At 68.1% G+C, this 25,074-nt stretch carries 22 protein-coding genes; 16 read left to right on the top strand and 6 right to left on the bottom strand.

Features of this window, described 5'->3' with window-relative positions; all coding sequences use genetic code 11:
- The first annotated feature begins 7 nt into the window (after window positions 1-7).
- The 11 genes from HNO83_RS02630 to HNO83_RS02580 all read left to right on the top strand — a co-directional run bounded on the left by HNO83_RS02630 (window position 8) and on the right by HNO83_RS02580 (window position 10,633).
- Window positions 8-994 (top strand): substrate-binding domain-containing protein, encoded by a 987-nt coding sequence (locus HNO83_RS02630; protein ID WP_175335927.1) that lies wholly within the window; start codon window positions 8-10, stop codon window positions 992-994.
- A 127-nt stretch (window positions 995-1,121) separates the two neighbouring features.
- Entirely contained in the window at window positions 1,122-2,237 is a 1,116-nt protein-coding gene (locus tag HNO83_RS02625; RefSeq protein WP_175335926.1) for a substrate-binding domain-containing protein, read from the top strand.
- Window positions 2,238-2,251: 14 nt separating this feature from the next.
- A complete protein-coding gene (locus HNO83_RS02620) occupies window positions 2,252-3,004 on the top strand; it encodes an ATP-binding cassette domain-containing protein (protein WP_175335925.1) in 753 nt (250 codons plus the stop codon).
- The gene (locus tag HNO83_RS02615) at window positions 3,001-4,215 is read left to right on the top strand and encodes a sugar ABC transporter permease (RefSeq protein ID WP_175335924.1); all 1,215 of its coding nucleotides are present in this window, start codon (window positions 3,001-3,003) and stop codon (window positions 4,213-4,215) included. Before HNO83_RS02620 ends, HNO83_RS02615 begins: the two co-directional genes overlap by 4 nt.
- Window positions 4,212-5,069, top strand: a complete 858-nt coding sequence (locus HNO83_RS02610) for a sugar phosphate isomerase/epimerase family protein (RefSeq protein WP_175335923.1) — start codon at window positions 4,212-4,214, stop codon at window positions 5,067-5,069. The genes HNO83_RS02615 and HNO83_RS02610 overlap by 4 nt, the downstream gene beginning before the upstream one ends.
- On the top strand, window positions 5,066-5,932 hold the full coding sequence (locus tag HNO83_RS02605; protein ID WP_175335922.1) for a sugar phosphate isomerase/epimerase family protein: 867 nt from the start codon (window positions 5,066-5,068) through the stop codon (window positions 5,930-5,932). The genes HNO83_RS02610 and HNO83_RS02605 overlap by 4 nt, the downstream gene beginning before the upstream one ends.
- Window positions 5,929-6,918 carry a Gfo/Idh/MocA family protein gene (locus HNO83_RS02600; protein WP_175335921.1) on the top strand — a complete coding sequence of 330 codons (990 nt, stop codon included), beginning with the start codon at window positions 5,929-5,931 and terminating at the stop codon, window positions 6,916-6,918. The genes HNO83_RS02605 and HNO83_RS02600 overlap by 4 nt, the downstream gene beginning before the upstream one ends.
- On the top strand, window positions 6,915-7,910 hold the full coding sequence (locus HNO83_RS02595; RefSeq protein WP_175335920.1) for a Gfo/Idh/MocA family protein: 996 nt from the start codon (window positions 6,915-6,917) through the stop codon (window positions 7,908-7,910). Before HNO83_RS02600 ends, HNO83_RS02595 begins: the two co-directional genes overlap by 4 nt.
- Before the next feature lie 25 nt (window positions 7,911-7,935).
- Entirely contained in the window at window positions 7,936-8,952 is a 1,017-nt protein-coding gene (locus HNO83_RS02590) for a zinc-dependent alcohol dehydrogenase family protein (RefSeq protein ID WP_175335919.1), read from the top strand.
- A gap of 5 nt (window positions 8,953-8,957) precedes the next feature.
- Window positions 8,958-9,869, top strand: coding sequence for an ROK family protein (locus tag HNO83_RS02585; protein ID WP_175335918.1), 912 nt, complete (start codon window positions 8,958-8,960; stop codon window positions 9,867-9,869).
- Window positions 9,866-10,633: a glucosamine-6-phosphate deaminase gene (locus tag HNO83_RS02580; protein ID WP_175335917.1), complete on the top strand. Its 768-nt coding sequence runs from the start codon at window positions 9,866-9,868 to the stop codon at window positions 10,631-10,633. The genes HNO83_RS02585 and HNO83_RS02580 overlap by 4 nt, the downstream gene beginning before the upstream one ends.
- 64 nt (window positions 10,634-10,697) lie before the next feature.
- Here HNO83_RS02580 and HNO83_RS02575 read toward each other — a convergent pair whose 3' ends face one another.
- A complete protein-coding gene (locus HNO83_RS02575; RefSeq protein WP_175335916.1) occupies window positions 10,698-11,795 on the bottom strand; it encodes a LacI family DNA-binding transcriptional regulator in 1,098 nt (365 codons plus the stop codon).
- Between the two features lie 146 nt (window positions 11,796-11,941).
- On the opposite strand from HNO83_RS02575, the gene HNO83_RS02570 reads away from it, so the two are divergent.
- The 5 genes from HNO83_RS02570 to HNO83_RS02550 are packed head-to-tail and all read left to right on the top strand — an operon-like array spanning window position 11,942 to window position 18,952.
- A complete protein-coding gene (locus HNO83_RS02570) occupies window positions 11,942-13,903 on the top strand; it encodes a glycoside hydrolase family 127 protein (RefSeq protein ID WP_175335915.1) in 1,962 nt (653 codons plus the stop codon).
- A 34-nt stretch (window positions 13,904-13,937) separates the two neighbouring features.
- Window positions 13,938-15,218, top strand: a complete 1,281-nt coding sequence (locus HNO83_RS02565) for an ABC transporter substrate-binding protein (protein ID WP_175335914.1) — start codon at window positions 13,938-13,940, stop codon at window positions 15,216-15,218.
- The gene (locus HNO83_RS02560; RefSeq protein WP_175335913.1) at window positions 15,218-16,129 is read left to right on the top strand and encodes a carbohydrate ABC transporter permease; all 912 of its coding nucleotides are present in this window, start codon (window positions 15,218-15,220) and stop codon (window positions 16,127-16,129) included. The genes HNO83_RS02565 and HNO83_RS02560 overlap by 1 nt, the downstream gene beginning before the upstream one ends.
- A 1-nt stretch (window position 16,130) precedes the next feature.
- Window positions 16,131-17,045, top strand: coding sequence for a carbohydrate ABC transporter permease (locus HNO83_RS02555; RefSeq protein WP_175335912.1), 915 nt, complete (start codon window positions 16,131-16,133; stop codon window positions 17,043-17,045).
- Entirely contained in the window at window positions 17,042-18,952 is a 1,911-nt protein-coding gene (locus HNO83_RS02550; RefSeq protein WP_175335911.1) for a glycoside hydrolase family 127 protein, read from the top strand. The genes HNO83_RS02555 and HNO83_RS02550 overlap by 4 nt, the downstream gene beginning before the upstream one ends.
- Before the next feature lie 148 nt (window positions 18,953-19,100).
- On the opposite strand, the gene HNO83_RS02545 is transcribed toward HNO83_RS02550, so the two are convergent.
- The 5 genes from HNO83_RS02545 to HNO83_RS02525 all read right to left on the bottom strand — a co-directional run bounded on the left by HNO83_RS02545 (window position 19,101) and on the right by HNO83_RS02525 (window position 25,053).
- A complete protein-coding gene (locus HNO83_RS02545) occupies window positions 19,101-20,930 on the bottom strand; it encodes a choice-of-anchor Q domain-containing protein (protein ID WP_175335910.1) in 1,830 nt (609 codons plus the stop codon).
- Between the two features lie 44 nt (window positions 20,931-20,974).
- Entirely contained in the window at window positions 20,975-21,850 is an 876-nt protein-coding gene (locus tag HNO83_RS02540) for a ribokinase (protein ID WP_217498570.1), read from the bottom strand.
- On the bottom strand, window positions 21,847-22,689 hold the full coding sequence (locus HNO83_RS02535; protein ID WP_175335909.1) for a carbohydrate ABC transporter permease: 843 nt from the start codon (window positions 22,687-22,689) through the stop codon (window positions 21,847-21,849). The genes HNO83_RS02540 and HNO83_RS02535 overlap by 4 nt, the downstream gene beginning before the upstream one ends.
- Window positions 22,686-23,609: a carbohydrate ABC transporter permease gene (locus HNO83_RS02530; RefSeq protein WP_217498569.1), complete on the bottom strand. Its 924-nt coding sequence runs from the start codon at window positions 23,607-23,609 to the stop codon at window positions 22,686-22,688. The genes HNO83_RS02535 and HNO83_RS02530 overlap by 4 nt, the downstream gene beginning before the upstream one ends.
- 88 nt (window positions 23,610-23,697) lie before the next feature.
- Entirely contained in the window at window positions 23,698-25,053 is a 1,356-nt protein-coding gene (locus HNO83_RS02525; RefSeq protein WP_175335908.1) for an ABC transporter substrate-binding protein, read from the bottom strand.
- Between the last annotated feature and the right edge of the window lie 21 nt (window positions 25,054-25,074).

The following is a 25,074-nucleotide window of genomic DNA, read 5'->3' as shown; positions in this document are numbered from 1 at the left end:
CACAGCAATGAAGCACCAGAGGAAGATCCCGCTCGTCGTCGCCGCGGCGGCCGTCGCCGCCCTCGCGCTGGCCGGATGCTCGTCCGGCGCCACCGGCTCCTCGTCGGGGAAGGCCGTCGCGATCACCGGCGTCATGCCACTCCAGGAGAACCCGTACTTCAAGTCGATGTGCCTCGGTGCGAAAGCCTCCGCGAAGGAGCACGACGTCAACCTCACCTGGACCGGAGTGGCGTCGGCCGACACGGCGGACCTGCTCAACGCCTTCAACGCCGCCTCGATCTCCAAGCCCGCCGGGATGCTCCTCGACCCGTTCGACCCGGTCGCTTTCGTGCAGCCGGTGAAGGCCCTGATGGCGTCCGGCACGAACGTGATCGCCGTCGACAACGCCCTCGCTCAGCATGTCGACGTCACCAACGTCGGCACCGACGGCTACGAGGCGGCGAAGGAGGCGGCCGGGCAGTTGGGCAAGCTCCTGGACGGCAAGGGCACGGTGGCCATCCTCGGCGCCAACCCCACCGGGTCCAGCGCGGTCGCGCGGACCAAGGGCTTCATCGAGGGCCTGAAGTCGTTCCCGGACGTCACCGTGCTCCCCACTCAGTACGAGGGCCTGGACTCCGCCAAGGCGGCCGACATCGTCTCGGGGCTCATCCAGTCCACGCCCGGTCTGAAGGCCGTGTACTCGGTGGCCGACACCGGTGGGAGCGGCGCCGCCTCCGCCATCAAGGCGGCGGGCAAGACGGGCGACATCCTGAACGTGACGTTCGATGCGGGTCCCGAACTGGTCAGCGGCCTGAAGGCGGGTACGTTCGACGCGCTGATCGCTCAGAACCCGTACCAGATGGGCTATCAGGCAGTCGAGATCCTCGCTGCCAAGGCCCGCGGCGAAGGGAAGGCGTCGTATCCCCAGCACACGGAGGTTGGCTTCAAGTGGATCACCCGGGACAACGTCGACGACCCCGACGTGGCGTCGTACCTCTACGCATCGTCCTGCTGACCTGACGCGCCGCCCGACCGCACCACCGCACCAACGCCCCACCCGTCTGCCGCAGGGCAGACGTATGACCAAATTTTGTTCTTTCCGTAACAAAATCCAACGAACCCGAGAAATGGCCGGTAGATCAATGAAGCGCACTTCCAGCACCTCCCGCACCATCGCACTCTCCGTCTCCCTCCTCGCCACCGCGGGATTGCTGCTCTCCGGCTGCTCTTCCGCAGGCGGCGCCGCCGCCGACGGCGGCAAGGGCGGCAAGATCGCGCTCCTCCTCCCCGACCTCGTGACGGCCCGCTGGGACCAGCAGGACAAGCCCGTCTTCGAGGCGGCTGTCAAGAAGGCCTGCGCCACCTGCGAGGTCACCTCGTACAACGCGAAGGGGTCCGGAGCGACCCAGCTGCAGCAGGCCGAGGCGGCGGTCACGAACGGCGCGGACGTCGTCGTGATCGCCCCGACGGACTTCACGACCGCCGGCCAGATCGTGCAGCGCGTGCACGACGCCGGTGCCATCACCATCAGCTACGCCAGCATCATCCAGAGTCCGTACGTCGACTACGGCGTGACGACGGACATCGCCGGCATCGGCGCCCAGCAGGCCAAGAGCCTGGTGGACCACCTGAAAGGCGAGGGCATCACCTCGGGCGGCATCGTGATGCTGAACGGCGACCCCACCGACGCGTTCGGCAAGGAGTACAAGCGCGGCGCCCACTCGGTTCTCGACAAGACCGACTTCACAGTCGCCGCCGAGTACGACGCGAAGGGATGGTCGGGAGACGCGGCGCAGAATCAGATGTCGCAGGCCATCACCAAGGTCGGCGAGAAGGGCTTCGTCGCGGTCTACGCAGCCAACGACCAGCTCGCCGGTGGCGCCATCGCGGCGATGAAGGGCGCGGGGATCGACCCGTCGACCAAGCCCACGACGGGCCAGGACGGCGCGCTGGCCGCGCTGCAGCGCATCATCAAGGGAGAGCAGTTCAACACGATCAACCTGCCCATCAAGAAGTTCGCCGCCAACACTGCGCGCCTGGCAGCGGCGCTCGCAACCGGCGAGAAGCCGCCGGCGGGTCTCGTCAACGGCACGGTCGACGGCGTGAACGGGAAGAAGATCCCCGCCTACCTGTGGACCAACGATGTCATCACCATCGACAACATCAAGGACATGGTCGAGCCCACCGGCTTCTGGAAGCTCAGCGATGTCTGCACCGCCGACTTCAAGGCGGCCTGCGCGTCTGCGGGCCTCGAATGAGTGCGGTCTCGACGATGACGGAGCCTCTGCTGTCGATTACCGGGCTCAACAAGTCCTACGGCGCGATCCGGGTCCTCGAGGACGTCTCGTTCTCGATCGCCGCCGGGGAGGTCGTGGCGCTCGTCGGCGACAATGGTGCCGGCAAGTCGACCTTCATCAAGTCCCTTTCCGGTACGATCACACCGGATCGCGGCGAGATCGTCTTCGAGGGCAAACCCGTCCAGTTCGGCCACCCGAACGATGCCGTGGACCTGGGCATCGCGACGGTCTACCAGGACCTCGCCGTGTGCGGGAACCTCGACGTCGTCGCCAACCTCTTCCTGGGTCGCGAGCTCAACCACGGCAGCATCATCGACGAGCTCGAGATGGAGCGGCTGACCGCAGGACTCCTCGCCGAGCTCGCCGTCTACCCGCGCTCGCTCCGGGCGCCCGTGAGCAGCCTCTCGGGCGGCCAGCGGCAGTCGGTCGCGATCGCGCGTTGCCTCCTGGGAGCGCCCAAGCTCGTCATGCTCGACGAGCCGACCGCCGCGCTGGGGGTGGCCCAGAAGGACCAGGTGACCCAGTTGATCCGGCGGCTCCAGGCCCGCGGACTCGCTGTCATCCTGATCAGCCACAACCTCGCAGAGGTGTTCGCCGTCGCCGACCGGATCGAAGTCCTGCGCCTGGGCAGGAACGCCGGGTCCTTCCCCGGTGACCCCGCCTACCAGGACCGGGTCGTGTCGGCGATCACCGGCACCGCCCTGTCCGCATCGGAGGAGCAGCAATGACCACGTCCACATTCGCATCCGCCCGTCAGGCCGAACGGCCCCCGGAGCAGCGACCGAACGTGCTCGCGGCGCTCTTCCGCGCGGACGACGCCACGCGCATCAGCGTGGTCCCCGTACTCGTGGGGCTGGCGGTCATCTGGACGACCTTCACCGTCCTGAACCCGAACTTCCTCTCCGCGGGCAACCTCACCAACCTGGCGCAGCAGATCATCGCCGTCGCGACGATCTCAATCGGCGTCGTTCTGGTCCTCCTGATCGGCGAGATCGACCTTTCGGCTGGCTCGGTGAGCGGCCTGGCGGCGTCGGTCATGGCTGTGCTCAACGTTCAGCAGGGGATCCCGGCTCCGACGGCGATCCTCCTCGGCCTCGGCGCCGGAGCGCTCGTCGGCCTGATCCACGGACTGATCATCTCGACCTGGGGCGTGCCCTCCTTCGTGGTCACGCTCGGCGGCCTGATCGCCTGGCAGGGCCTCCAGCTGCTGCTGCTCGGCGACACCGGCGCGATCAACCTGACGGACCCGTTCGTCTCGGGCCTCACCTCGGTGTTCTTCCCGATCTGGATCGGCTGGGCCGCGGCCATCGTCATCATCGGCTCCATGGCGCTCAACACGGCACGGGACCGCCGCCGGCGTCGCCTGCTGGGCCTGGCACGGGGGCGGCTGGCTGCGGACGCGGTGCGCGTCGGCGCGGTGGCGGTGGTGCTCGTGGCCGCCCTGCTGGTCTTCGGTTCGAGCCGCGGGCTGCCGCTCAGCGTGGTCATCCTCGGCGGGATGCTCGCCCTGATGGACTTCGTCTGCCGACGCACCCTGTTCGGCCGCCGGCTCTTCACCATCGGCGGGGACAAGGTCGCCGCCGCCCGCGTCGGCGTGCGGGTCAAGACGGTCACAGTGCTCGTGTTCGCGCTCGCCTCGACCTTCGCCGCGGCCGGCGGGATCCTCTCGGCCTCGCGGCTCCTGGCGGTCAACGAATCGTCGGGGGCGGGCGAAATCCTCCTCAACGCCATCGCCGGCGTCGTCATCGGCGGGACGAGCCTCTTCGGCGGGCGGGGATCGGTGTGGTCCGCCATCCTGGGAGCGCTGGTGATCGGATCCATCTCCAACGGGATGGACCTGCTGGCGCTGCCCTCACCGGTCAAGTACATGATCACCGGCGGCGTGCTCATCGCCGCGGTCATCTTCGACGCCATCATGCGCAGGAGGAAAAGCCGATGAGAAAAGGCATCAACTATTGGTCGTTCCCGGGGCGCACGAGTAACGCCGAGGTGATCCGCGGGGCCGCGCGCCACGGATTCGAGGGCGCCGAGCTGTGCCTGGCCGAGGACGGCGACCTCACCATCGCCTCCACCGACGCTGAGATCGCGGAGCTGCGACGGCTGGCCGAGGACAACGGCGTCGAGATCATCTCGGTCGTGTCGATGCTGCAGCTGCAGCACAACCTCGTCTCGGACGACTCCGCCGAGCGGCGGACGGCACGCGACGCCACCCGGCGCCAGCTGGCGGTGGCCCACGAGCTGGGCGCCGGCGCCATCCTGGTCGTCCCCGGCTATGTCGGGGTGGACTTCATCCCCGGAGCGACGCCGGTCCGCTACGACGACGCCTACCGGCGGGCGCTCGAAGAGATCACCGGGCTGACCGCGTCAGCCGCCGAGGCGGACGTGGTGATCGGCATCGAGAACGTGTGGAACCGGTTCCTCACAAGCCCCCTCGAGATGCGCGACTTCCTGGATGCGGTCGGAAGCGCGCACGTCGGCTCCTACTTCGACATCGGCAACGCGCTGAGCCAGGGGTACCCCGAGCAGTGGGTGCGCATCCTCGGCGAGCGTATCGTGCGGGTGCACGTGAAGGACTACCGCACGAACCCCGGAGGACTCACCGGGTTCGTCGACCTTCTGTCGGGCGACGTCGACTTCGGCGCGGTCTTCGCCGAGCTCGACGCGATCGGCTACGACGGTTGGTGCTCGGCCGAAGTGACCCCCTACCGTCTGCTCTGGGACCAAGGTCTCGCCAACGCCTCCGCCTCGCTGGACAGCATTCTCGCCCTACACAAAGAAAGCAGCACACGATGAGCACGCTCTTCGCACTCGACACCTGGTTCTACAACTCGTTGGGGTCGTATCCGTTCGAGGCCAAATGCGAGATCCTCGCCGAGACGGGATTCGACGGCGTGAACCTCACGCTGTGGAGCGAGGAGTCCTGGGCGGACGTGTCCCGGATCGCATCGGTGCGCGACTCGTTCGGCATCGACGTCACCGGGGTCTACACGTCGATCGCCGACGATCACGACAACGAGGGCATCCGTCGCATCCACGACCTCATCGACACGATGGAGGACTGCTCCACCATCGACCTGGCCGTCCTGGGCAGCAGCTCCGCCTCTGCAAACTCCGACGCCGCGGGCGACGCGGCGGTCCTGCCGGTCATCGAACGGCTGACCCGGGCCGCTGCCGAGCGCGGCATCGTCCTCTCGCTCTACCACCACATCAACAGCTGGATGGAGACCCTGGGCGACGCGCAGCGGCTCCGGGCGGCGATCGACGCGCCCAACCTCAAGCTCACCTTCTCGTCCCACCACTGGTACCTCACCGACGGACGCCGCCCCCGGCCGACGATCGAGGCGGTCGTGCCACATCTGTCGGCCGCCAACTTCTGCGGAAGCCGCCGAGTCCCCAGCGACAACGGAACGGCCGCGACGATCGAGCTGCTCGACGAGGGCGAGCAGGACAACTTCTACCTGATCGGCCTGCTCAAGAACGCCGGCTTCGAGGGCCCCATCGGTATCCAGGGCTTCTCCATGGGCGGGGACGTCTACTCCAAGCTCCGGCGGTCGGCGGCGGCCTTCCGCGACATCGAGGCGCGCATCGAGGCGCACCCGTCCTGGCTCGACTTCCGGGCCGACCCCATCCCGTCGGCCCGAGACGAGCGAGCGTGAGTGCCAGGCGCGTCGGGATCATCGGTACGGGCTTCATGGGCGGGATTCACGCCGACGCCTGGGACGCCATCGGGCACTCCCCGGTCGCGATGCTCGGCAACGGCTCGTCGTCGGCGGCGGAGTTGGCCCGGCGCCACGGAGCGACCGTCTTCACCGCCCTCGACGAATTCCTCGACGCCGTGGACATCGTCGACATCTGCACCCCGACGCACCTGCACGTCTCGTACGCGCTCGCTGCGGCGGCCGCAGGCAAGCCGACTCTGTGCGAGAAGCCGTTGGCACTCGACTCCGACAGCGGGCGTCGCGTCGTCGACGCGTTCGAGGCGGCCGGGGTTGCCTTCCAGGTGGCTCACATCCTCCGCTACAGCCCCGAGTACGCCATCGCACGCGCTCGCGTCGAGGCTGGAGACATCGGACAGCCGGCGGTGCTTCGCCTCTCGCGCCGGTCGTTCGCGCCCAAACGCGCCGGCGAGAGCTGGTTCGCCGACTCGTCGAAGTCCGGCGGGATCGTCTTCGACCTGATGATCCACGACCTCGACTACGCCCGCTGGGTCGCCGGCGAGGTCACCAGGGTCTATGCCAGGTCCACGTCGGGCGACCGCACCCAGGCCGTCGCTATCCTCAGCCACGAGAACGGTGCCGTGAGCCACGTGGAGAGCTCGTGGGCGCTGCCCGCACCCCACTTCCGGACGGCGTTCGAGATCGCCGGGTCGGAGGGGCTGATCCAGTTCTCGTCCGAGGAGACCACGCCCCTCGAGGTCTGTCTGCACGACGACGGCGGCGGTGGCGACACCGGCCTCGGCGAGACGGACCTGGCCTCGAATCCGTTCCACGCCGAAGTGCGCGCGTTCCTCGACCAGCTGGATGGCGCGGCTCCCGTCATGTCGCCCGGCGACGCCCTGGCCGCGGTCCGCATCGCGGGAGCCGTCAACCATTCGCTGGAGACCGGTCGGCCCGTTGCGATCGAGAAGGAGGGCACCCGATGAGGATCGCCATTCTGGGGGTGGCCCACTTGCACGTGGATGCGTATGTCGAGAACCTCCGCAACGCGGGCGCCGAGATCGTCGGCGTGTCCGATTGGGACGCGGAGCGCGGGACGACCTGGGCTCGCGACGAGTCGATACCGTATTTCGCGTCGGCCGAGGAGCTGGTCGCCGAGGGGGTGGACGGCGTCGTCGTGTGCTCGGAGACCGTGCACCACCGCGCCCTCGTCGAGATTGCGGCCTCCGCGGGCGCTGCGGTGCTGTGCGAGAAGCCGCTCGGCGTCGGCGCCGAGGACTCGGAGGCGATCGTGCGGGCGTGCCGGGATGCCGGAGTGCGCCTGATGACCGCGTTCCCCACCCGGTTCAGCCCGGCCGCCCGTCGGGTGGAGCGGATGGTGCGCGAGGGCGACCTGGGCCGGGTGCTCTCGTTCACGGGCACGAACCAGAGCGTGATGCCGATGCGCGAGCGCTCGTGGTTCGCCGACAAGACCCTCGCAGGCGGCGGCGCCATGATGGACCACATCGTGCACCTCGCGGACCTGTACAACTGGATGGTCGGCGCGGAGCCGGTCGAGGTGTACGCGGTGAGCAATCGCATCGTGCACACCGAGGTTGTCACCGTGGAGACCTCCGGGCTGGTCGTCGTGACCTACGAGAACGGCGTCTTCGCCACCATCGACTGCAGCTGGAACCGCCCGCTCGACTACCCGACCTGGGGCGGTCTCGCGATCTCCATCGTCGCCGAGGCGGGGACGGTGGAGGCCGACCTGTTCCGTCAGCGGCTGGTTCAGTACGGCGGTCGTCGGGCACTGAGCTGGGTCGACTTCGGGCTCGACACCAACCAGTTGATGATCGACGAATTCGTCGCCTCCATCCGCGAGGACCGCGCCCCCGCCATCTCCGGCGAGGCCGGCCTCAGCGCGACGCGGGTCGCCCTCGCCGCCCTGGAGTCGGCGGCGACGGGCCTGCCCGTGCAGCTCGACCGGCTTCCCTGAACCCTCTTCCTGAAAGGAGCGCACCATGCGCGCCGTTGTCTTCTCCGCCCCTGGCGACCTCTCGGTCACGACCGTCCCCGATCCGACCGCCGGCCCCCGCGATGTCATCGTCGAGGTCGCGGCCGTCGGGATGTGCGGCACCGACATCCATGTGTTCGAGGGCGATTATCTCGGCGGCGAGTTCCCGATGGTCCCCGGTCACGAGGCCACCGGGCGGATCGTGGAGGTCGGCTCCGCCGTCGACTCGCTCCGGGTGGGCGATCTCGTGGCGATCGACCCGACCCTCACGTGCGGAGAGTGCGAGTACTGCACGACCGGGCGGCCGAACCTCTGCCGCAACTGGAACTCCCTCGGCGTCATCCGGAGCTTCGGCGCCTCCGCCGAGTACGTGTCCGTGCCCGCCAGGAATGTTCACGTGCTCGGAGAGAACGTCGATCTGTTCGAGGCGACGATGATCGAGCCGCTATCCTGCGTGATCCGCGGCCTTGACCTGCAGCCGCGTCGGATCGGCGACCACTACCTCGTCTACGGCGCCGGCACGATGGGCCTGCTGATGGCGCAGATGGCGGTGCGCGCAGGCGCCGCGAGCGTGTCGGTTGTCGACACCAATGCGTCGCGACTCGCCGTGGCCGCCGAAGTCGGCGTGGAGCTGCGCGCGGGCAGCGCAGACGAACTCGACCGTCACGAGTGGGACGTGGTCGTCGACTGCACCGGCGTGATTCCCGCGATGGAAGACGCCATGACGCGGGTGAAGCCCGGTGGAGTCTTCCAACAGTTCGGCGTCGCGCCGGTCGGTGCGAAGGCCCGGTACGAGCCCCTCCGGATCACCAAGGACGAGATCACCATCCTCGGCTCGATGGCTGCTCGGCACAGCTTCGGCCGAGCCGTCGACATGTTCGTCGCCGGGGCGATCCAGGCGGCCCCGCTGTTCAGCCACTCTTTCCCGCTGGACGGCTACGCAGATGCCATGCAGATGTTCCGGGACGGCTCCGGGCGCAAGCTGCAGGTCCGCCCCCACGACGACCGCAAGCGCGAGATCTGAGCACCGTGCGCATCGGAATCGACGTAGGCGGCACGAAGACGGAGTCGGTCGGGCTGGACGACCGCGGCACCGTGGTGGCGCACGACGTGCGGCCGACCGGCTTCGGCCTCGCCGCGGTGGTGGCCACCGTGCAGGCCTCGGTGGACGAGCTCGTGCGCCAGAGCGAGGCCTCCCGGGCCCCGGCGTCGGTCGGGGTCGGGATCCCGGGCCTGGTCGACCCTCGCACGGGCACACTGCTGCACGCCGTGAACCTCGGCATCGACGAAGTCCGGCTGGGCGAAGAGCTGGCGGGGAGCCTGGGCGTGCCGGTGAGCATCGAGAACGACGTGAACGCCGCGGCCCTGGGCGCCTACCGAGCACTGTCGCGTGACGCCCTTCGACCGCTCCGTTCTCTGGCGTTCCTCAACGTCGGTACCGGCCTCGCCGCGGGCATCGTGGTCGGTGGGATGCTCCTCTCCGGTGCAAACGGGACGGCGGGCGAGATCGGCCACATCCCCGTGCGGAGTGACGGGCCGCGCTGCCGGTGCGGTCAGACGGGCTGTCTCGAAGCGATCGCCTCCGGCCACGCGGTCGCGACGCGATGGCCGAGCTCGGCCGAGCATCCTGTTCTCGAGCTGTTCAGGGCGAGCAGGCAGGGTGATCCCCTAGCGGGGATCCTGACCCGCGACATGGTCGACGGGATCGCGGCCGCCATCAGGATGCTCGTCGTCGCCTTCGACGTCGAGCAGGTCGTCGTCGGGGGCGGTCTGACCAGGGTGGGAGCGGAGCTGCAGGACCCGGTCCTCCGACGGCTTCGTTCGTGGGAGGGCGACTCGCCCTTCCTTCGCGCCCTCGACGTGCCGGGGCGTGTCGCCTTCGGAGCGCCGATCGATGCGGTGGCCGCTGTGGGAGCGGCCTTACTGGAGGTGTCCGCATGACACGAGTGGTCATCGCGCGGGATGCCGTCGAGGCCGGGGACGTGGCGGGGGATCGGCTCGCGGAGGTGGTCCGGGCGCATCGGCGTCCCGTGCTGGGATTCGCGACCGGGTCGACCCCGACCACTGTCTACCGCTCCCTCGCCCGCCGCGTTCGGGAAGGGGAAGTCGACGTCGCGGCGCTCAGCGGGTTCGCGCTCGACGAGTACGTCGGGCTGCCCGCAGGCCACCCGGAGAGCTACCGATCGGTCATCGACCGCGACGTCGTCGAGCCGCTGGGCCTGCGGCCGGGCGCGGTGCTGGTGCCCGACGGCTCGGCCTCGCGGACGGACGAGGCGGCTCGCGAGTACGATGACGCGATCCGGGCTGCGGGAGGCGTGCATCTTCAACTGCTCGGGATCGGCTCCAATGGTCACATCGGCTTCAACGAGCCGGGATCGTCGCTTGCGTCGCGGACGAGGGTGAAGCGGCTGAGTGCCGCGACGCGGGCGGACAACGCGCGTTTTTTCGACCGCCTCGACGACGTGCCGACCCACTGCGTAACCCAGGGGCTGGGAACCATCCTGGAAGCCGAGGAGCTGTTGCTGCTCGCTTTCGGTGAGTCGAAGGCCGCCGCGGTCGCGGCCGCCGTCGAGGGGCCGGTGAGCTCTGGATGCCCGGGCTCGGTGATCCAGCTGCATCCGCGGGTCACGGTCATCCTCGACCAGGGCGCAGCGAGTCGCCTGGCGCACCGCGAGTACTACGAGGCCGAGCGCGTCGGTCGCTGATCGGCGCGGCGGCCCTGCACTCTCGATCGCCCCTGGCACCGTGTCCACGCTCTCGACGTGCAGGTCAGCCCGGTGATCCACCGTCGAGGTCGTCCTTCACTGTGGAGGCCCGCACGATCAGCTGCACGGGGAGGGCCTCGACCCCGCTGCCCAGGTCGTGGCCGGAGAGCGCCCCGAAGAGCCGGCTCGCAGCCAGCCTGCCCATCGCTTCGAGTTCCATGTCGATGCTGGTGAGCTCGGGGCGGGTGTTCTGGACGATGATCGACCAGTTGTCGTAGCCGACCACGGCGACGTCCTCGGGGACGCGGCGGCCCTGGTCGCGGAGGACGTCGAGCGCCGCGCGCGCGAGCCCGTCGGACGCGGCGATGATCGCGTCGATCTCGGGGTTGCTCTGGAGCAGCCGGCTCGCCATCGCCCGTCCCCATCGTTCGGTCCAGTCGCCGTAGAGTGCGCCGTCGGCGATCAACTCTCCCCCGAGGTCGGCCAGGGCCGCGCGAGCGCCTTCTTCGCGCTCGCGTGAGGCGACGAAGCTCGCGTCGCCGCCGATGTAGGCGATACGTCGCCGGCCGATCTCCCACAGATGCTCGGCCGCGACGCGCCCGCCCAGCCGGTTGTCCGACACCAGTGAGAGGTCGTCGGGAGAGGAGGACGGGGCGTACGCGTAGACCACCGGGATCGGCAGGTCCCTCCCGAGCGTCGGGCGCGGCTCAGTGCGCGCGCCCCCCACCACGATCAGCCCGTCGATCCGCCGTTCAAGCAGCGTCTTCAAGTGCCGCTGCTCGCGGATGGCGTCCCCCCGGGCATCGCACAGGAGTACGGAGATCTCTCCCGCACCGAGGGCATCCTCCGCCCCGGCGAGGATGGGGAGGACGAAGCGTCCGTCGAGGTCGTTCGTGAGGATGCCGACGGTCCCCGTACGGCCGGAGGTCAGGTTGCGCGCGATGGCACTCGGCCGGAACGAAAGGGCCTCGGCGGCTTCGAGCACGCGGAGCCGTGTCTCGGAGCGCACGTCGCTCTTGTCGTTCAGCGCCTTGGATGCCGTTCCTTTGGAGACCCCCGCCATCCGCGCGACGTCCGCCAAGCGCGCAGGCGGCAGCACGACTCCGCCGGTCCTCCGCGCGCCACCTTCTGCCGCCGACCGTCCATCGTCGATGATGCCCATTTTTCAGCTCTCGTTGTCGTGATTCGTCCGGTTTGACAACCGGCCGACGAGTGATGCTAACATTTCGAAACCGGTTGCGGGAAATGGCGAAACAGTTTCGGCTTTCGTTGTTCACCCGCTCGAAGACGAGTGGAGGAGCATCCCCAATGCCTACCCAGCACGACATCACCAGCGCCGCTCCGCGCCTGGCCGCTTCGCCGTTCGCCCGCGTGCGTCCATCGGTGAACTCGGGCCGCACGCGGATCACGAGCGGGTTCCTGGCCGAGCGCATGCGCACCAACCGCGAGACGAGCCTGCTGTACGGCCTCCAGCAGCTGGAATCGGGTGGCAACCTCCACAATCTCGAGGTGGCGGCGGGAGACGCGACGGGATATCACCCGACGCTGACGCTCGACGCGGACGTCCACAAGTGGCTCGAGGCGGTCGGCTGGGAGCTCGGCCGGGAAAGCTCCGGCGAACTGCACGCCGCAAAGGAGAAGGTGCTCGACCTGCTGTTGCGCGTCCAGGAGGAGGACGGCTACCTCAACTCGTGGTTCCAGGCCGTCGAGCCCGACCGCAAGCTCACCGACCTGACGCGCGGGTGCGAGCTGTACTGCGCTGGCCACCTCATCGAGGCCGGCGTGGTCCTGTCGCGAACCCTCGGCGACAAGCGGCTGCTCGATGCCTCCTGCCGCTTCGCCGACCTGCTCGTCGCCGAGTTCGGTGAGGGCGGCCGCGCCGAGATCGACGGGCACGAAGAGGTCGAGCTAGCACTCGTGGAGCTGTACCGCGAGACCGGAGAGCAGCGCTACCTCGACCTGGCCGAGCGCTTCATCGACGAGCGCGGGCACGGCCTGGTCGGCCCGGGCGTGTTCGGACCGCGCTACTACCAAGACCATGAGCCCGTCCGCGAGGCGGAGACCATCACCGGTCACGCGGTCCGCGCCATGTACCTGGCGACGGGTGCGGCCGATGTCTACCTGGAGAAGGGCGACCCGGAACTCCTGACCGCGCTCGCGCGGCAGTGGGACTCCATGGTCTCGACCAAGATGTACCTGACGGGTGGGCTCGGCTCGCGGGAGCGCGACGAGGCGATCGGCGAGCCGTACGAGCTCTCGCCCGACCGCGCCTATTGCGAGACGTGCGCGGCCGCGGGGCTGATCTTCTGGAACTGGAAGATGCTGCAGGCGACCGGCGACCCCCGGTACGCGGATCTGCTGGAGCGCACTCTGTACAACGCCTTCCTGGCGGGTGTCAGCATCGACGGCCGGGCCTATTTCTATGCCAATCCGCTCGAGGTCCGCGCGGACCACGAGGCGCCTCACGAATCGGAGTGGAGTGGCGAGACACCCTGGTACATCTCCCCGGCACCCGAGCAGGCGACCTCCCATCGCCGACCCTGGTTCCGCTGCGCCTGCTGCCCTCCCAATGTGATGCGGGTGCTGTCGTCGTTGGAGCAGTACATCGCCACGAGCGACGACAGCGGCCTCCAGATCCAGCAGTTCGCCAGCGGGACGATCGACGCCGAGCTCGATGGTCGACCGGTCGCCGCCGACGTGCAGACCGACTATCCGTGGAACGGCACCGTGACCGTGACCGTGACCGAGACCACGGAGGCGGCGTGGACGCTGTCGCTGCGCATCCCCGGCTGGGCGGAGGGCGCCACCGTCCAGGTCGACGAGGATGCGGCTGCGGCTGATCCCGGTTACTGGTCCGCGACCAGGGAGTGGAAGGTCGGCGACACCATCAGGCTCGAGCTTCCCTTGATCCCGCGGGCGACGGCCCCGATGCCTCGCGCCTCGGCCGTCTACGGCACCGTCGCGATCGAACGCGGCCCTCTCGTCTACTGCGTGGAGCAGGCAGACAACGGCGACGTCGATCTGGGAGACATCCGTGTCGCCGCCGTTCCCGAGCTCGCCGACGGCGAGGGCCCCGAGTTGGTGCCAGGCCTCGTCGCCGTATCGGTCGGTGCGGGGGTCGTCACCGCACCGCAGGCCGGAGCCTTCGCCTACCGTCCCGCGGACGGTGTCAGAAGGACCGAGACGCCGACGACTCTGACAGCCATCCCCTACTTCGCGTGGGCGAACCGCGGTGGCAACGCCATGCGCGTGTGGCTGCCGACCGAGTGACCCTCCAATTCATAACAACCCGAAAGGAAACGCAATGAAGCAGTTCCGTTCCACGCGCAAAGCCGTGGCGACCCTCGCCCTCATCGCCGCGTCGGCCGTTGCTCTCGCAGGATGCTCCGGCAGCGGCGGCAGCGACGCAAAGGCACCGCTCACCATGTGGGCGCGAAGCGACACATCGCCGTTCATCAAGCCATTGGTCGACGCGTACAACAAGACTCATCAGCCGAACGTGAAGCTCACCCTGATCCCGGCGGGCAGCTCGTTCACCCAGAAACTCGGGGCGGCGGTGGCGTCGCACAGCGCACCGGACCTCGTCTCGCTGAACCTCGTGTACGACCCGTACTTCGCGCAGGCCGGTCAGCTCCTCGACATCACGGACCGTGCCCACAAGCTGAAGGATCTGGACTCTCTGAACAAGTCGGAAATCAACCTCGGAACCTGGGATCAGAAGCTCTACGCCCTGCCGTTCACGGGTGATGCGTCCGCCCTGTTCTACAACAAGGACCTCTTCACCAAGGCCGGCCTGGACCCGAACAAGCCCCCGACGACCTGGGCGGAGATCAAGACAGCTGCCGAGAAGATCTCCGCGCTCGGAGGCGACACCTCCGGGTACTACTTCCCCGGCAGCGGCTCCGGGTGGAACCTCTTCACCTTCACTCCCTTCATCTGGGCCAACGGCGGCGACGTGCTGACCGGGGAAGGCGCCGACCAGAAGGCGACGCTGACGAGTGCCCCGGTGAGCGAAGCCCTCGAGTTCTACCGCTCGCTCTGGACCGCGGGCACCATCCCGCAGAGCGCCCAGTCCGACGACGGCAGCCAGATCCTCTCGCTTTTCGAGGCGGGCAAGGTCGGCATGCTCGCCAACGGGGCCTTCGCCTACAGCGAGCTGAAGGCGAAGTTCCCGAACCTCAACTACGGGATCACGCCGATCCCGGGCAAGGACGGCGGCAAGGCATCATTCGCCGGCGGCGACACCCTCGCCATCACGAAGGATTCGAAGAACCCGGACGCCGCCTGGAGCTTCCTCTCATGGGCCACGTCGAAGGACGTGCAGGAGAAGTACATCGCCGGTGCGGGCGTGGTCCCGATCCGCGAGGACGCCGTCCCCGCGGACAGCGATGCCAACTTCAAGGCGCTCGTGACCGCCATGGCCGAGGGCCGGACGCCGAAGAGCACCGTGTACAGCCAGCTGTTCGAGGACCCGAACGGTCCCTGGGCCAATCTGATCCACAACTCGGTCTTCAACGGAGACGTGGCGCAGGAGGCCAAGACCGCCCAGGAGCAGTGGACGACCATTCTCAAGAAGGCGCGCTAGTGGTCGCACTCCCCGCTCCCAGCGGCCGGCGGCGGGCGTCCTTCGCCCGCCGCCGGCGCCGGGCCGGCGTCCTGCTCACGCTGCCCGCGCTGGTTTTCGTCATCGTCTTCTTCTTCATCCCGCTCGGCGTGATGGCGTGGATGTCACTCAGCGACTGGCCACTGGTCGGCGACTCCCGGTTCGTCGGTCTGGACAATTACATCCACCTGTTTCAGGACCAGAGCTTCCTCAGCGCCCTCGTCGTCAGCCTGACGTTCGTCGTCGTCGCGACACCCCTTGCGGTCCTGCTCGGCCTCGGGCTGGCTCTCCTGGTCAAGAACCGCCGCAGAGGCGTCGCCGTCTTCCGCAGCATCTACTTCATCCCGCTGGTCATCGGGTTCGCGCCGGCCGCGTACATCTGGCTCTGGCTGCTCAACCCGGATGTGGGGCTCGTCGACAAGATCCTGCGCGACGTGGGGTTGATCGACCACAACATCGCCTGGTTGAGCGACACGGGCACCGCTCTGCTCTCGGCCGTGACGCTCTTCCTGTGGAAGACCGTGGGGTTCAGCATGCTCTTGCTGATGGGCGGCCTGCAGTCCATCCCGGCCGAGATCACCGAGGCCGCGGCGGTTGACGGCGCTGGTCGCTTCCGCACCTTCTTCTCGGTGAAGCTCCCGATGATGCGCAGGACGGTCGCCCTCGTCCTCGTCTTCTCGACAGTCGGATCCTTCTTGGTGTTCGAGCCGTTCTACATCCTCACCCGCGGTGGTCCGGGCTCCTCGACGACGGGTGTCGTCCAGTGGATCTTCGGCACCTCGTTCTTCGACTTCGATCTGGGCTACGGCGCGGCCGGCTCGTTCGTTCTCCTGGCCGTCCTGGTGTTCTTCACCGCATTCCAGCTGCGCGCAATGCGCGAGGAGGAGTCCTGACATGACCACGACCCTCGATGCGCCCGCCCGGCCCGAGACAGGTGACGGTACTCTCGAGCGCCCGCCCTTCCGTCGCAAGCGGGAACCCCTTCCGATAGCCGCGCTCTGGGTGATCGTCTGCGCGCTCATCGCCTGCCTCTTCCTCTTCCCTCTCGTGATGGTGGCGCTCACGTCCGTCAAGACCCCTGCCGAGGCCGTCGCGTCGCCGCCCACGGTCTTCCCGACGCAGCTGTCGTTCGACAACTTCGTCCATCTCTGGAACGCGGGCTCGGGCCTCGCCGTGTATCTCGGCAACAGCCTCTCGGTGTCGCTCATGACCGTTGTCTTCACCCTGGTCCTCAGCACCCTCGCCGGATACGGTCTGGCTCGAATGCCCTTCAAGCGCCGCAGCCTGGTGTTCCTGCTGCTCCTTGCGCCGATGATGGTGCCGCTTCAGGCACTCCTCACGCCGCTCTACGTCACCCTGCTCAACCTTCACCTCAACGACTCACTACTGGGGCTCGCCTTCGTATACACCGTCTCGCAGGTGCCGTTCGGCACGTTCGTGATGCGCAATGCGTTCGCGGCGATCCCGGCCGAGATCGAAGAGGCCGCGTGGGTCGACGGCTGCGGCATCCTCGGTGGTGCCTGGCGGGTGAGCCTGCGGCTCGTCGGTCCGGGTATCGCGACCGTCGCGCTGTTCGCGTTCTTCACCGCGTGGAACGAGTTCCTCGCTGCCCTGGTGCTGCTCTCCTCGGACGACCGGTTCACCGTCCCGGTGCTGCTTCAAAACCTCACGACCGGCAAGTTCGGGACCATCGACTGGGGAATGCTGCAGGTCGGCGTCCTCGTCACCTCGATCCCCTGCATCGCCATCTTCCTTCTTCTCCAGCGCTACTACGTCGAGGGACTCCTCGCGGGATCGGTGAAATCATGACAATCCTTGAAACCCACGGCGTCGTCGCCCCCCGGCGCGCCGACCTCCTCGCTGCTCGCCCGCTGCCGCTCGGAGCCGTCCGTCTGCTGCCGAGCGTGCTGCAGGAGCGTCAGCGCATCAATCGGGACGTGTCCATCCCCCTCGGGATCCACCGATTGATCGACGCGGGCAACCTCGAGAACTTCCGGCTCATCGCTGACGGCTCGGGCGGCCGGCACGGACACGCCGGCGCAGCAGACTCCGACGTGAAGAACTTCGTCGACTCCGACCTCTACAAGTGGCTCGAGGCCGTCGGCTGGGAGAGCGAGCGGGGACCGCTCGCGGCCGAGGTGGAAGCGCTGGCCGAAGAAGCGATCGACCTCATCGAGCGCGCACAGGACGAGGACGGGTATCTCAACACCTGGTACCAGACGCAAGACCCGTCGACCCGGTTCAGCAACCTGCAGTTCGGCCACGAGCTCTACTGCCTCGGTCACCTCATCCAGGCGGCGATCGCCTTCCGCCGGGCCAGGCAGGACGATCGCCTGCTCGCCGTGGCGCGTCGGTTCGCCGACCTCGTCGTGGAGCAGTTCGGGCCCAGCGGCCGCGAGGCGGTCTGTGGTCACCCGGAGATCGAGATGGCGCTCGTGGAGTTGGCTCGTGAGACGGGGGACCAGCGGTACTCCGACCTGGCCCTCGCGTTCGTCGATCGACGGGGCCGCGGATTGCTCGGCGAGGGGCGGTTCGGCTCCGGGTACTACCAGGATCGCATCCCCTATCGAGAGCTCGACACCGTCGAGGGGCACGCCGTGCGTGCTCTCTACCTGGGCAGCGGTGCAGTAGATGCCGCCGTCGAGGCGCGCGATACCGGCCTGTTGGCCGCGTCGCGTCGGCAGTGGGATGCGATGGTGGCGTCGAAGACCTACATCACGGGTGGCGTCGGCTCCCGTCATCACGGGGAGTCGTTCGGAGACGACTACGAACTGCCGTCGGACCGTGCGTACTGCGAGACCTGTGCGGCAATCGGCGTGGTGATGTGGTCCTGGCGCCTGCTGCTGACCGGCCTCGACGGCCGCGTTGCCGACCTCATCGAGCGCAGTCTCTACAACGGTCTGCTCGCGGGAGTGTCGCTCGACGGGCAGGCGTACAACTACGTCAACCCGCTCCTCGTGCGGCAGTCACACGACCGCCAGCCGTGGTTCGAGATCGCGTGCTGCCCGCCCAACATCATGCGTACGCTCGCCTCGATCGAACAGTACGTCGCGTCGGAGAGCGATGACGAAGTGCAGCTGCATCAGTACGTCCGCAGCGAGATCACCGCTCGCTCGGCGGAACTCCACGTCGATACGGAGTACCCGCTGAACGGCCGCGTCGTCATCACGGTCAAGCGGTCGACACGCTCCCGGTGGACTCTCGCGCTGCGCGTTCCGGCGTGGGCAGACGACTTCTCCGTGACGATCGGCGGCCGCGTCGAAGAAGCGCGAGCCGGCGCGGACGGATATCTTCGCATGCACCGTGAATGGGAGGACGGCGATGTCGTCGCCGTGAACATCGGCATGCGCCCGAGGTACACCGTCCCTCTTGTCGATGTGGAGGGCCTTCGCAGCGAGGTGGCTGTCGAATTCGGGCCACTCGTGTTCTGCGCGGAAGGAGTGGATCTGGAGGATTCATGCCTTGGGGATGTGGCGCTGCGCACGGCGGGCGCACCCGCCGAAGAACATCCGCTCGACCCCGTCCCGATCGCACTGCGGGTCCCCGGCACGCGGCACCGCCGGCACGAGCGGCCCTCCTGGCCATATGGCCGACAGGAGACGCTCGCAAACGTCGAGATGACGAGCGTGAGCGTCACGATGGTTCCCTACTTCGCGTGGGGCAACCGCGGTTCGGGACCCCTGCGTGTCTGGTTCCCTCTGAGCCATGAGGGCTGATCGGCGCTGCGGGCCATGAGCTCCGGGCCGAATCGTGGTGTCGCGGGTTCGAGTCCCGCCCTCGCTACAGGTCATGAAATGGGGAAACACGGAACGGCGGCTGATGATCAGCCGCCGTTCCTCGTGTCACGCCTCAGAGCCCACCGGCTCAGAGCTTCTGTAGCCAGGCGTCGTCGATCTGTTCCCAGGTCCCGCTGCCGGCACCCCAGAGTCCGACGTGGAGGTTGACGGACGTGTTGGAGCCGCTGTTGAACGTGACGACGTAGCGGGTGTACCCGCCGGCCTGGCCGTGCCGGAGCTCACCGAGCACGGTACCGCCGGTCGTCTTCGCCCCGAGCCACGCATTGTTCACGTTGCTCGAACTCCGGACCCATACGGTGAACCGGTAGTCGGAGTTCGCGGTGACGGCGACGGTCTGCCTCAGCGCACCCCAGCCGGTCCCGGATGTCGCGATCCAGCCGTTGTCCTGTCCGGAGTGGGCTTTCCCGGCGTTGATGTCGACTCCGTAGGAGAGGCTGCCTTCGCTCCACCACGGCGTGCTGCCCGCGGAGATCGCAGTCTGCGACTCGAATCCGCCGTCACTGACGAGGGTTGTGCCGACCGAGGACGGCGAGGTCTGCAGCTCGAACGCTCCGATGTCCGCTCCGAGACCCACCCCCACGGGGTTGCCGGCGAGGTCCGTGGCCACGGCCGGTGTGGTCCCGTTGTCCACGGCAGGGCTCGTCTGTACTGGGCGGTAGTCGCGGTTCGCCGCGTTGACGTACGCGGGATTCGCGACGATGTCTCCGGCTCCGAGCGCGTAGCTCAGGGACACCGCTGGGGTGAACAGGTTGTGGTCGTGGGGGAAGTTGTAGAAGCTGAACGCGCCGGAGGTCTGGAAGATGTTGTTCTGGATGGAGATCCAGCTTGCGCTCGGCGACGGGCCGCTGACCCGGTAGTAGTACTGATCGAACAGCGTCGACGAGTCGGACGATCGGATGACGGTGTTGTTCTGGGCCAGATAGTTGCTCGGCGTGGTGGTGGTGTCCCAGGCGATGAACTGCTGGTAGTCGTCGCTCACATTCTCGTTGACGGTGATGCCGGAGGATGTCGTCTCCGTCACCTCGAGGAAGCCCTGCGATCCCCGCGAGTAGTTGTGGTGGATGGTGATGTTGTCCTTGGAGTATGTGAAGCCCTCGATCTCGATCGCACCGCCGTCGGCTCCGTAGGGACTGTCGGTGGAGCGGCAATTGATGAAGTCGTTGTAGCCGACTTCGACTCCGCTGTTGTCGATGGATATCCCGATGGCTCCGTACGACGTCTGGCTTCCGGAATCCAGACCGCGGTAGGCGATGCGGAGGTTCTGGAAGGTGTTGTGGAGCACCTTGGAGTTCGCGCCGTAGGTCTTCACCCCGACCCCCACGTCGCTGAAGGTGCTGTCCTGCACGAGAGCTCCCGTGCCATTGCCCGTGATGGCGACCGCGCCGCTCCTCTCGTACTTGGCGCCGGTGATCCCGAGGCCGTCTGAGTTGTCGAAGACTGCTCCGTTGGTGAAGGCGAGGTCCTTGACGGCGACGTACGGGGAATCGATGAGGAGCATGTTCCAGGCGCCGGGATTGGTGAGCACGGGTTGTGCTCCCGTGCCGTAGGCGGTGATGGTGACCGGGTTGGTGCTGGTGCCGCCCCCGGTGATGGTGGCGGCGCCGGTGAACGTCTCGCCGCGGTCGAACGCCACGACGTCGCCGGGGCCGAACGTGTGGGAGGTGACCTTGGAGAGCGTCTTCCAGGCGGAGCCGGCCGACGTGCCTGCGTTCGCGTCGTTTCCGGAGGCGGAGTCCACGTAGTAGACCGTGCCTCCTGACCCCGCGGCCGGCGTGCCGGAGCCCGCGGGACGCGCGCCGGTGGCGGGGGAGAGCGGGTCGGCGTTCGCGGAGGAGGACACGGCGAGTGCGGTGGCCGGGATCGCCAAAGCGACGATGAGGGCGACAGATCGGATCACTTTCATTTCTGCTCCTTTGCAGAGAGGGATCGCTGGCTCTGCGTCTAACGCTCGGATCGCGCCAGCTGGACGATCCGGGAGGCGGCGGCGACCGCGTGTTCCGTCGCCTGCAGGAGGGTGTCGCCGTGCGTCAGCCGGGCGGCGAGAGTGCCGGCGAACGCATCGCCGGCGCCGGTGGTGTCCACGACCGTCACACGCGGCGCCGGCACAAGGCCGAGCTCGTCGCCGACGGCGACGTAGGCGCCGTTGCCGCCGTCGGTCACGACCACCGATCGGCAGATCGACGCGAGCCGCCGGGCGAGCTCCCGAGGGGCGGCGGTGTCGTCGTCGCAGAGCGTGGCGGCCTCGTGCCGGTTGACGATCAGCGGGTCCGCAAGGGCGAGAAGATGCGGGTCGAAAGGCATCATCGGGCTGGGGTTGAGGAGGAAACGGGCTCCTGACGACTCGCACCAGGCGGCGGCCTCCTCGACGGCGCGGAGAGGGACCTCCAGCTGGCAGAGGACGACGCCGGGATCCGCCCGGTCCAGCGCCGCGCGCACGTGCTCCGGCGTCAGATCCCCGTTGGCCATGGGGACGACGACGATGCTGTTCTCGCCGTCGCTGGTGAGGGTGATGTAGGCGCGCCCCGTGGGAATCGGGGAGGTGCGCAGCTCGTCGGCGACCACGCCGCCGGCTTCGAGCTGGACGCGAGCGGTCCTTCCCGCGGAGTCGCTGCCGATGGCCGCCACGAGGACCGTCCGGGCGTCGGCGGCTGCGGAGATCGCCTGGTTGGCGCCCTTGCCGCCGATGGCGTCCTGCACTCCGGTCCCGGCGACGGTCTCGCCGGCTCCCGGTCGCCGGTCGACGGTGATGACGACATCCAGGTTCACCGATCCCACCACCGCCACCGAGCGGCCGGCGACGGCGGAGAGGGCGCTCACTCCTTGCTCCCGGTGCTGGCGACGGAGGTGACGAAGTAGCGCTGGAGCGCGAGGAGGATCACGGCGGGAATGACCGCGAGGATCGCGGTCTCGGCGAAGACCCGGCCGTAGTCGGTGGAGAAGGCGCCGAACGACTTGGCGATCGCGACTGGCGCGAGGTCCATCGCGTCGGTGGAGGTGATGAGAATCGGCCAGAGGTACGCCTGCCACTGGAAGAGGAACAGGATCAGCCCAGCGCCGATGAGAGCCGGGCGGGTGAGCGGGAGGTAGATCGACCAGTAGATCCGGAACCAGTTCGCGCCGTCCAGGTGGGCGGCCTCCGACAGGGAGGGCGGGATGCCGAGGAAGAACTGGCGCAGGGTGAACACGGCGAGGCCATTGCCCAGACCCGGGAGGATCAGCGCGAGCAAGGTGTTCGCGAGCCCCCAGTCGGAGAAGGTACGCGAGAGGGGGATGGCGATCGCCTCGAACGGGATCAGGAAGCTGAGAACGACGATCGTGAACACGGCGCCTCGTCCGCGGAACGGTATGACGGCCAGTGCGAACGCGGCGGCCGAGCTGATGATCAGTCCGACGAGGACGGTCGCGGCAGCGACGATCAGGCTGTTGCCCAGGGCCGTGAGGAACCCGCTGTCGACCGCGGAACGCAGGTTCTCGAGCGTCCAGTCCTGCGGCCAGAGCACGTGCCAGGTCAGGGGAGCGCTGGAGGCGAACGTCTCGGTCGCGGACCGGAACGTGCTGGCGAGCAACCAGAGCACCGGGACCAGGAAGGCGACGGAGATCAGGACGGCCAGGGCGGTGAGGATGCTCCGGGACAGGAGCGTGGGTCGTGCATTCATTCGTCGGTTGCTCCGTTCCCGAGCAGCCGGAATTGGACGGCCACGATCGCGATCATGAGGATGAGCAGGACGACCAGTTGCGCGGAGGCTTGGTACGGGTCGCTGAGCTCGAAGCTGCGGTGGTAGATGTCGTACATCAGGAAGTCGCTCTTGCCCTCGGGGCCGCCGCGCGTGAGGATTTGCACCGGCGCGAAGAGGACGAAGTTGGACACCGTGTCCGCGACCAGCACGAACAGGAGCGGGCGCTTGAGCATCGGCAGGGTCACGGAGAAGAAGGTGCGCACCGGTCCGGCGCCGTCGATCCTGGCTGCTTCGTAATACACCGGCGGGATGTCGTTCAGCCCGGCGATCAGGAACATCATCCAGTAGCCGATGCCGATCCAGCTGGCCAGCACGATGATCGAGAGCATGACCTGGTCGGGGCTGGTGAACCATGGCTGCGCCGGCAACCCGAAGAGCGCGAGGAATCCGTTGACCGGGCCGTCGGGCCGCAGGGCGATCCCCCAGACGATGGTGGAGCCGGCGAGGGGCACCGCGGCGGGCAGGAAGATCAGGGTGCGCCACAGGCCGCGGCCGGGGAGGTTCTGGGTGAGGAGCACGGCCAGCAGCAGGGCGAGCAGGATCTGCAGCGGGTTGACGATGACGTTGAAGATCAAGGTCTGGGTGACGCTGTTCCAGAACGCCGGGCTGGCGAACATCTTGGCGAAGACGTCGACGCCGACGAACTCGGGTTCGGCCAGGCTGCCGGGCAGGCCGCTTCGCGTGGAGTTCACGACGGCGGCGATCGTCGGCCAGATGCGCAGCAGGAGGATCAGCACGATCGTGGGGAGGAGGAAGCAGGCGGCCGCGATGAGATCGCGGCGCCGCCTGCCGCGCCGCCCGTTCTTCGCGCGGACGTGGGCCGCGGCCGGGATCGTCACCGGTTCCGGTCGGTCGAGCGGTCTTACCGAGGTCATCATGTCTCCAGATCGCCGGTGCCGGGGCAGCGCCCCGGCACCGGCTGGTGGTCTACTTGCGGTACTTGGCCCAGGCGTCGTCGAGCTGGCTCGACGCCGAGGCGAGGGCCGTCTTGGCGTCGGTGCCGTTGATGATGTCGTCGAAGGTCTTGGTCATGATGTCCTCGAACTCCACATAGCCGACGGTCTGCAGGCGCAGCGTGGACGTGTGGGCCAGTTCGGACTTCATCAGGTCGACCACCCCGGCGAATCGGGGATCCTTGAAAGTGTCCGACTCGTAGAACTTGGCCGCGCCGTCAAGGTTCGACGGGGGGACGGCGAGGGCGGAGAGGTACTGCGCGTAGCCTCCCTTGTCGATGCCCATGAACTTCATGAACAGCGCAGCAGCGTTGGCCTTCTCGGTCGACGCCTTGGGGTTGAGCCCGAGCGACCATCCGCCTGTGGGTGTCGCCGCCTTGCCTCCGTCGAAGGCCGGGAAGGGGGCGACTCCGAAGTCGAGCCCCTTCTCGCCGACGAACTGTGTGCCCCACCAGGGGCCTCCCACGTAGTAGGCGACCTTGCCCGCGGCGAACAGGCTCGGGGTGTCGGCGACCGCGACTCCTCGCGGCGAGAGCCCGTCTGCGAACAGGGAGCCGTACCAGCTGAACGCCTTCTGCCAGCCGGCGTTGGTCACGGCGGGGGTGAGGTTTCCGGTGCCCTTGCCGCCGGGGCCGCCGTCGGCGCTCTCGGCCAGCGGCTGGAGCTGGTAATGGCGGTCGATCTGATCGAATACGAGCCCGTACTGGGCGCCCGCCGCCTTCGCCTTCTTCGCGTCGTCCGTGACCTGTTCCCAGGTCTGACGGGCCTCGGGTGCCGCGCTCGGTGCGGTGATGCCGGCGGCCGTGAGCAGCGCCTTGTTGTAGTACATGATGTTCGTGGACGTCTGGTAGGGCATCGTGACCAGCTTGCCGTTCGCCGTCGCCGCCTTCAGGCTGCCGGGGTCGACGGCTGACTTCAGGTCGGGGAACGTCTTCGTCAGGTCGGCGAGCCAGCCGCGGGCCGCATAGGCGGAGGTGCGCGGCATGTCGACGTCGAACACGTCGATGGCGTCCTTGGACGAGGTCAGTCTCGCGGCGAGGACACTGTTGAAGTCGTCGAACGGCACCGCTTCGTACTTGACCGTGATCTTCGGGTGCTCCTTGTGGAAGGCGTCGAGCACGGGCTGGATCTGCTTGGCGTCGTACGCGGCGCCCGCGTAGGTGACCGTGATCGGCTGGGTCGGCTCGGTGAGGCTGGCCGGCGCGGTGCCGTTGATGCTGCCTGAGCCGCCGGAACCACCGGAGCCGCTGCAGGCGGTGAACGCGGTGAGGGCGAGTGCGGTGCCGACGCCGGCGGCAAGCCAGCGGGTCACGCCATTGTGAGGTCGCATGTCGGGTTTCTCCTTCTGCTG

It is taken from the genome of Leifsonia sp. C5G2 (assembly GCF_013359685.1).
Taxonomy (GTDB): domain Bacteria; phylum Actinomycetota; class Actinomycetes; order Actinomycetales; family Microbacteriaceae; genus Leifsonia.
Note: the sequence above shows the minus strand (reverse complement) of the source record. Positions and strands in the feature narration are given on the sequence as shown.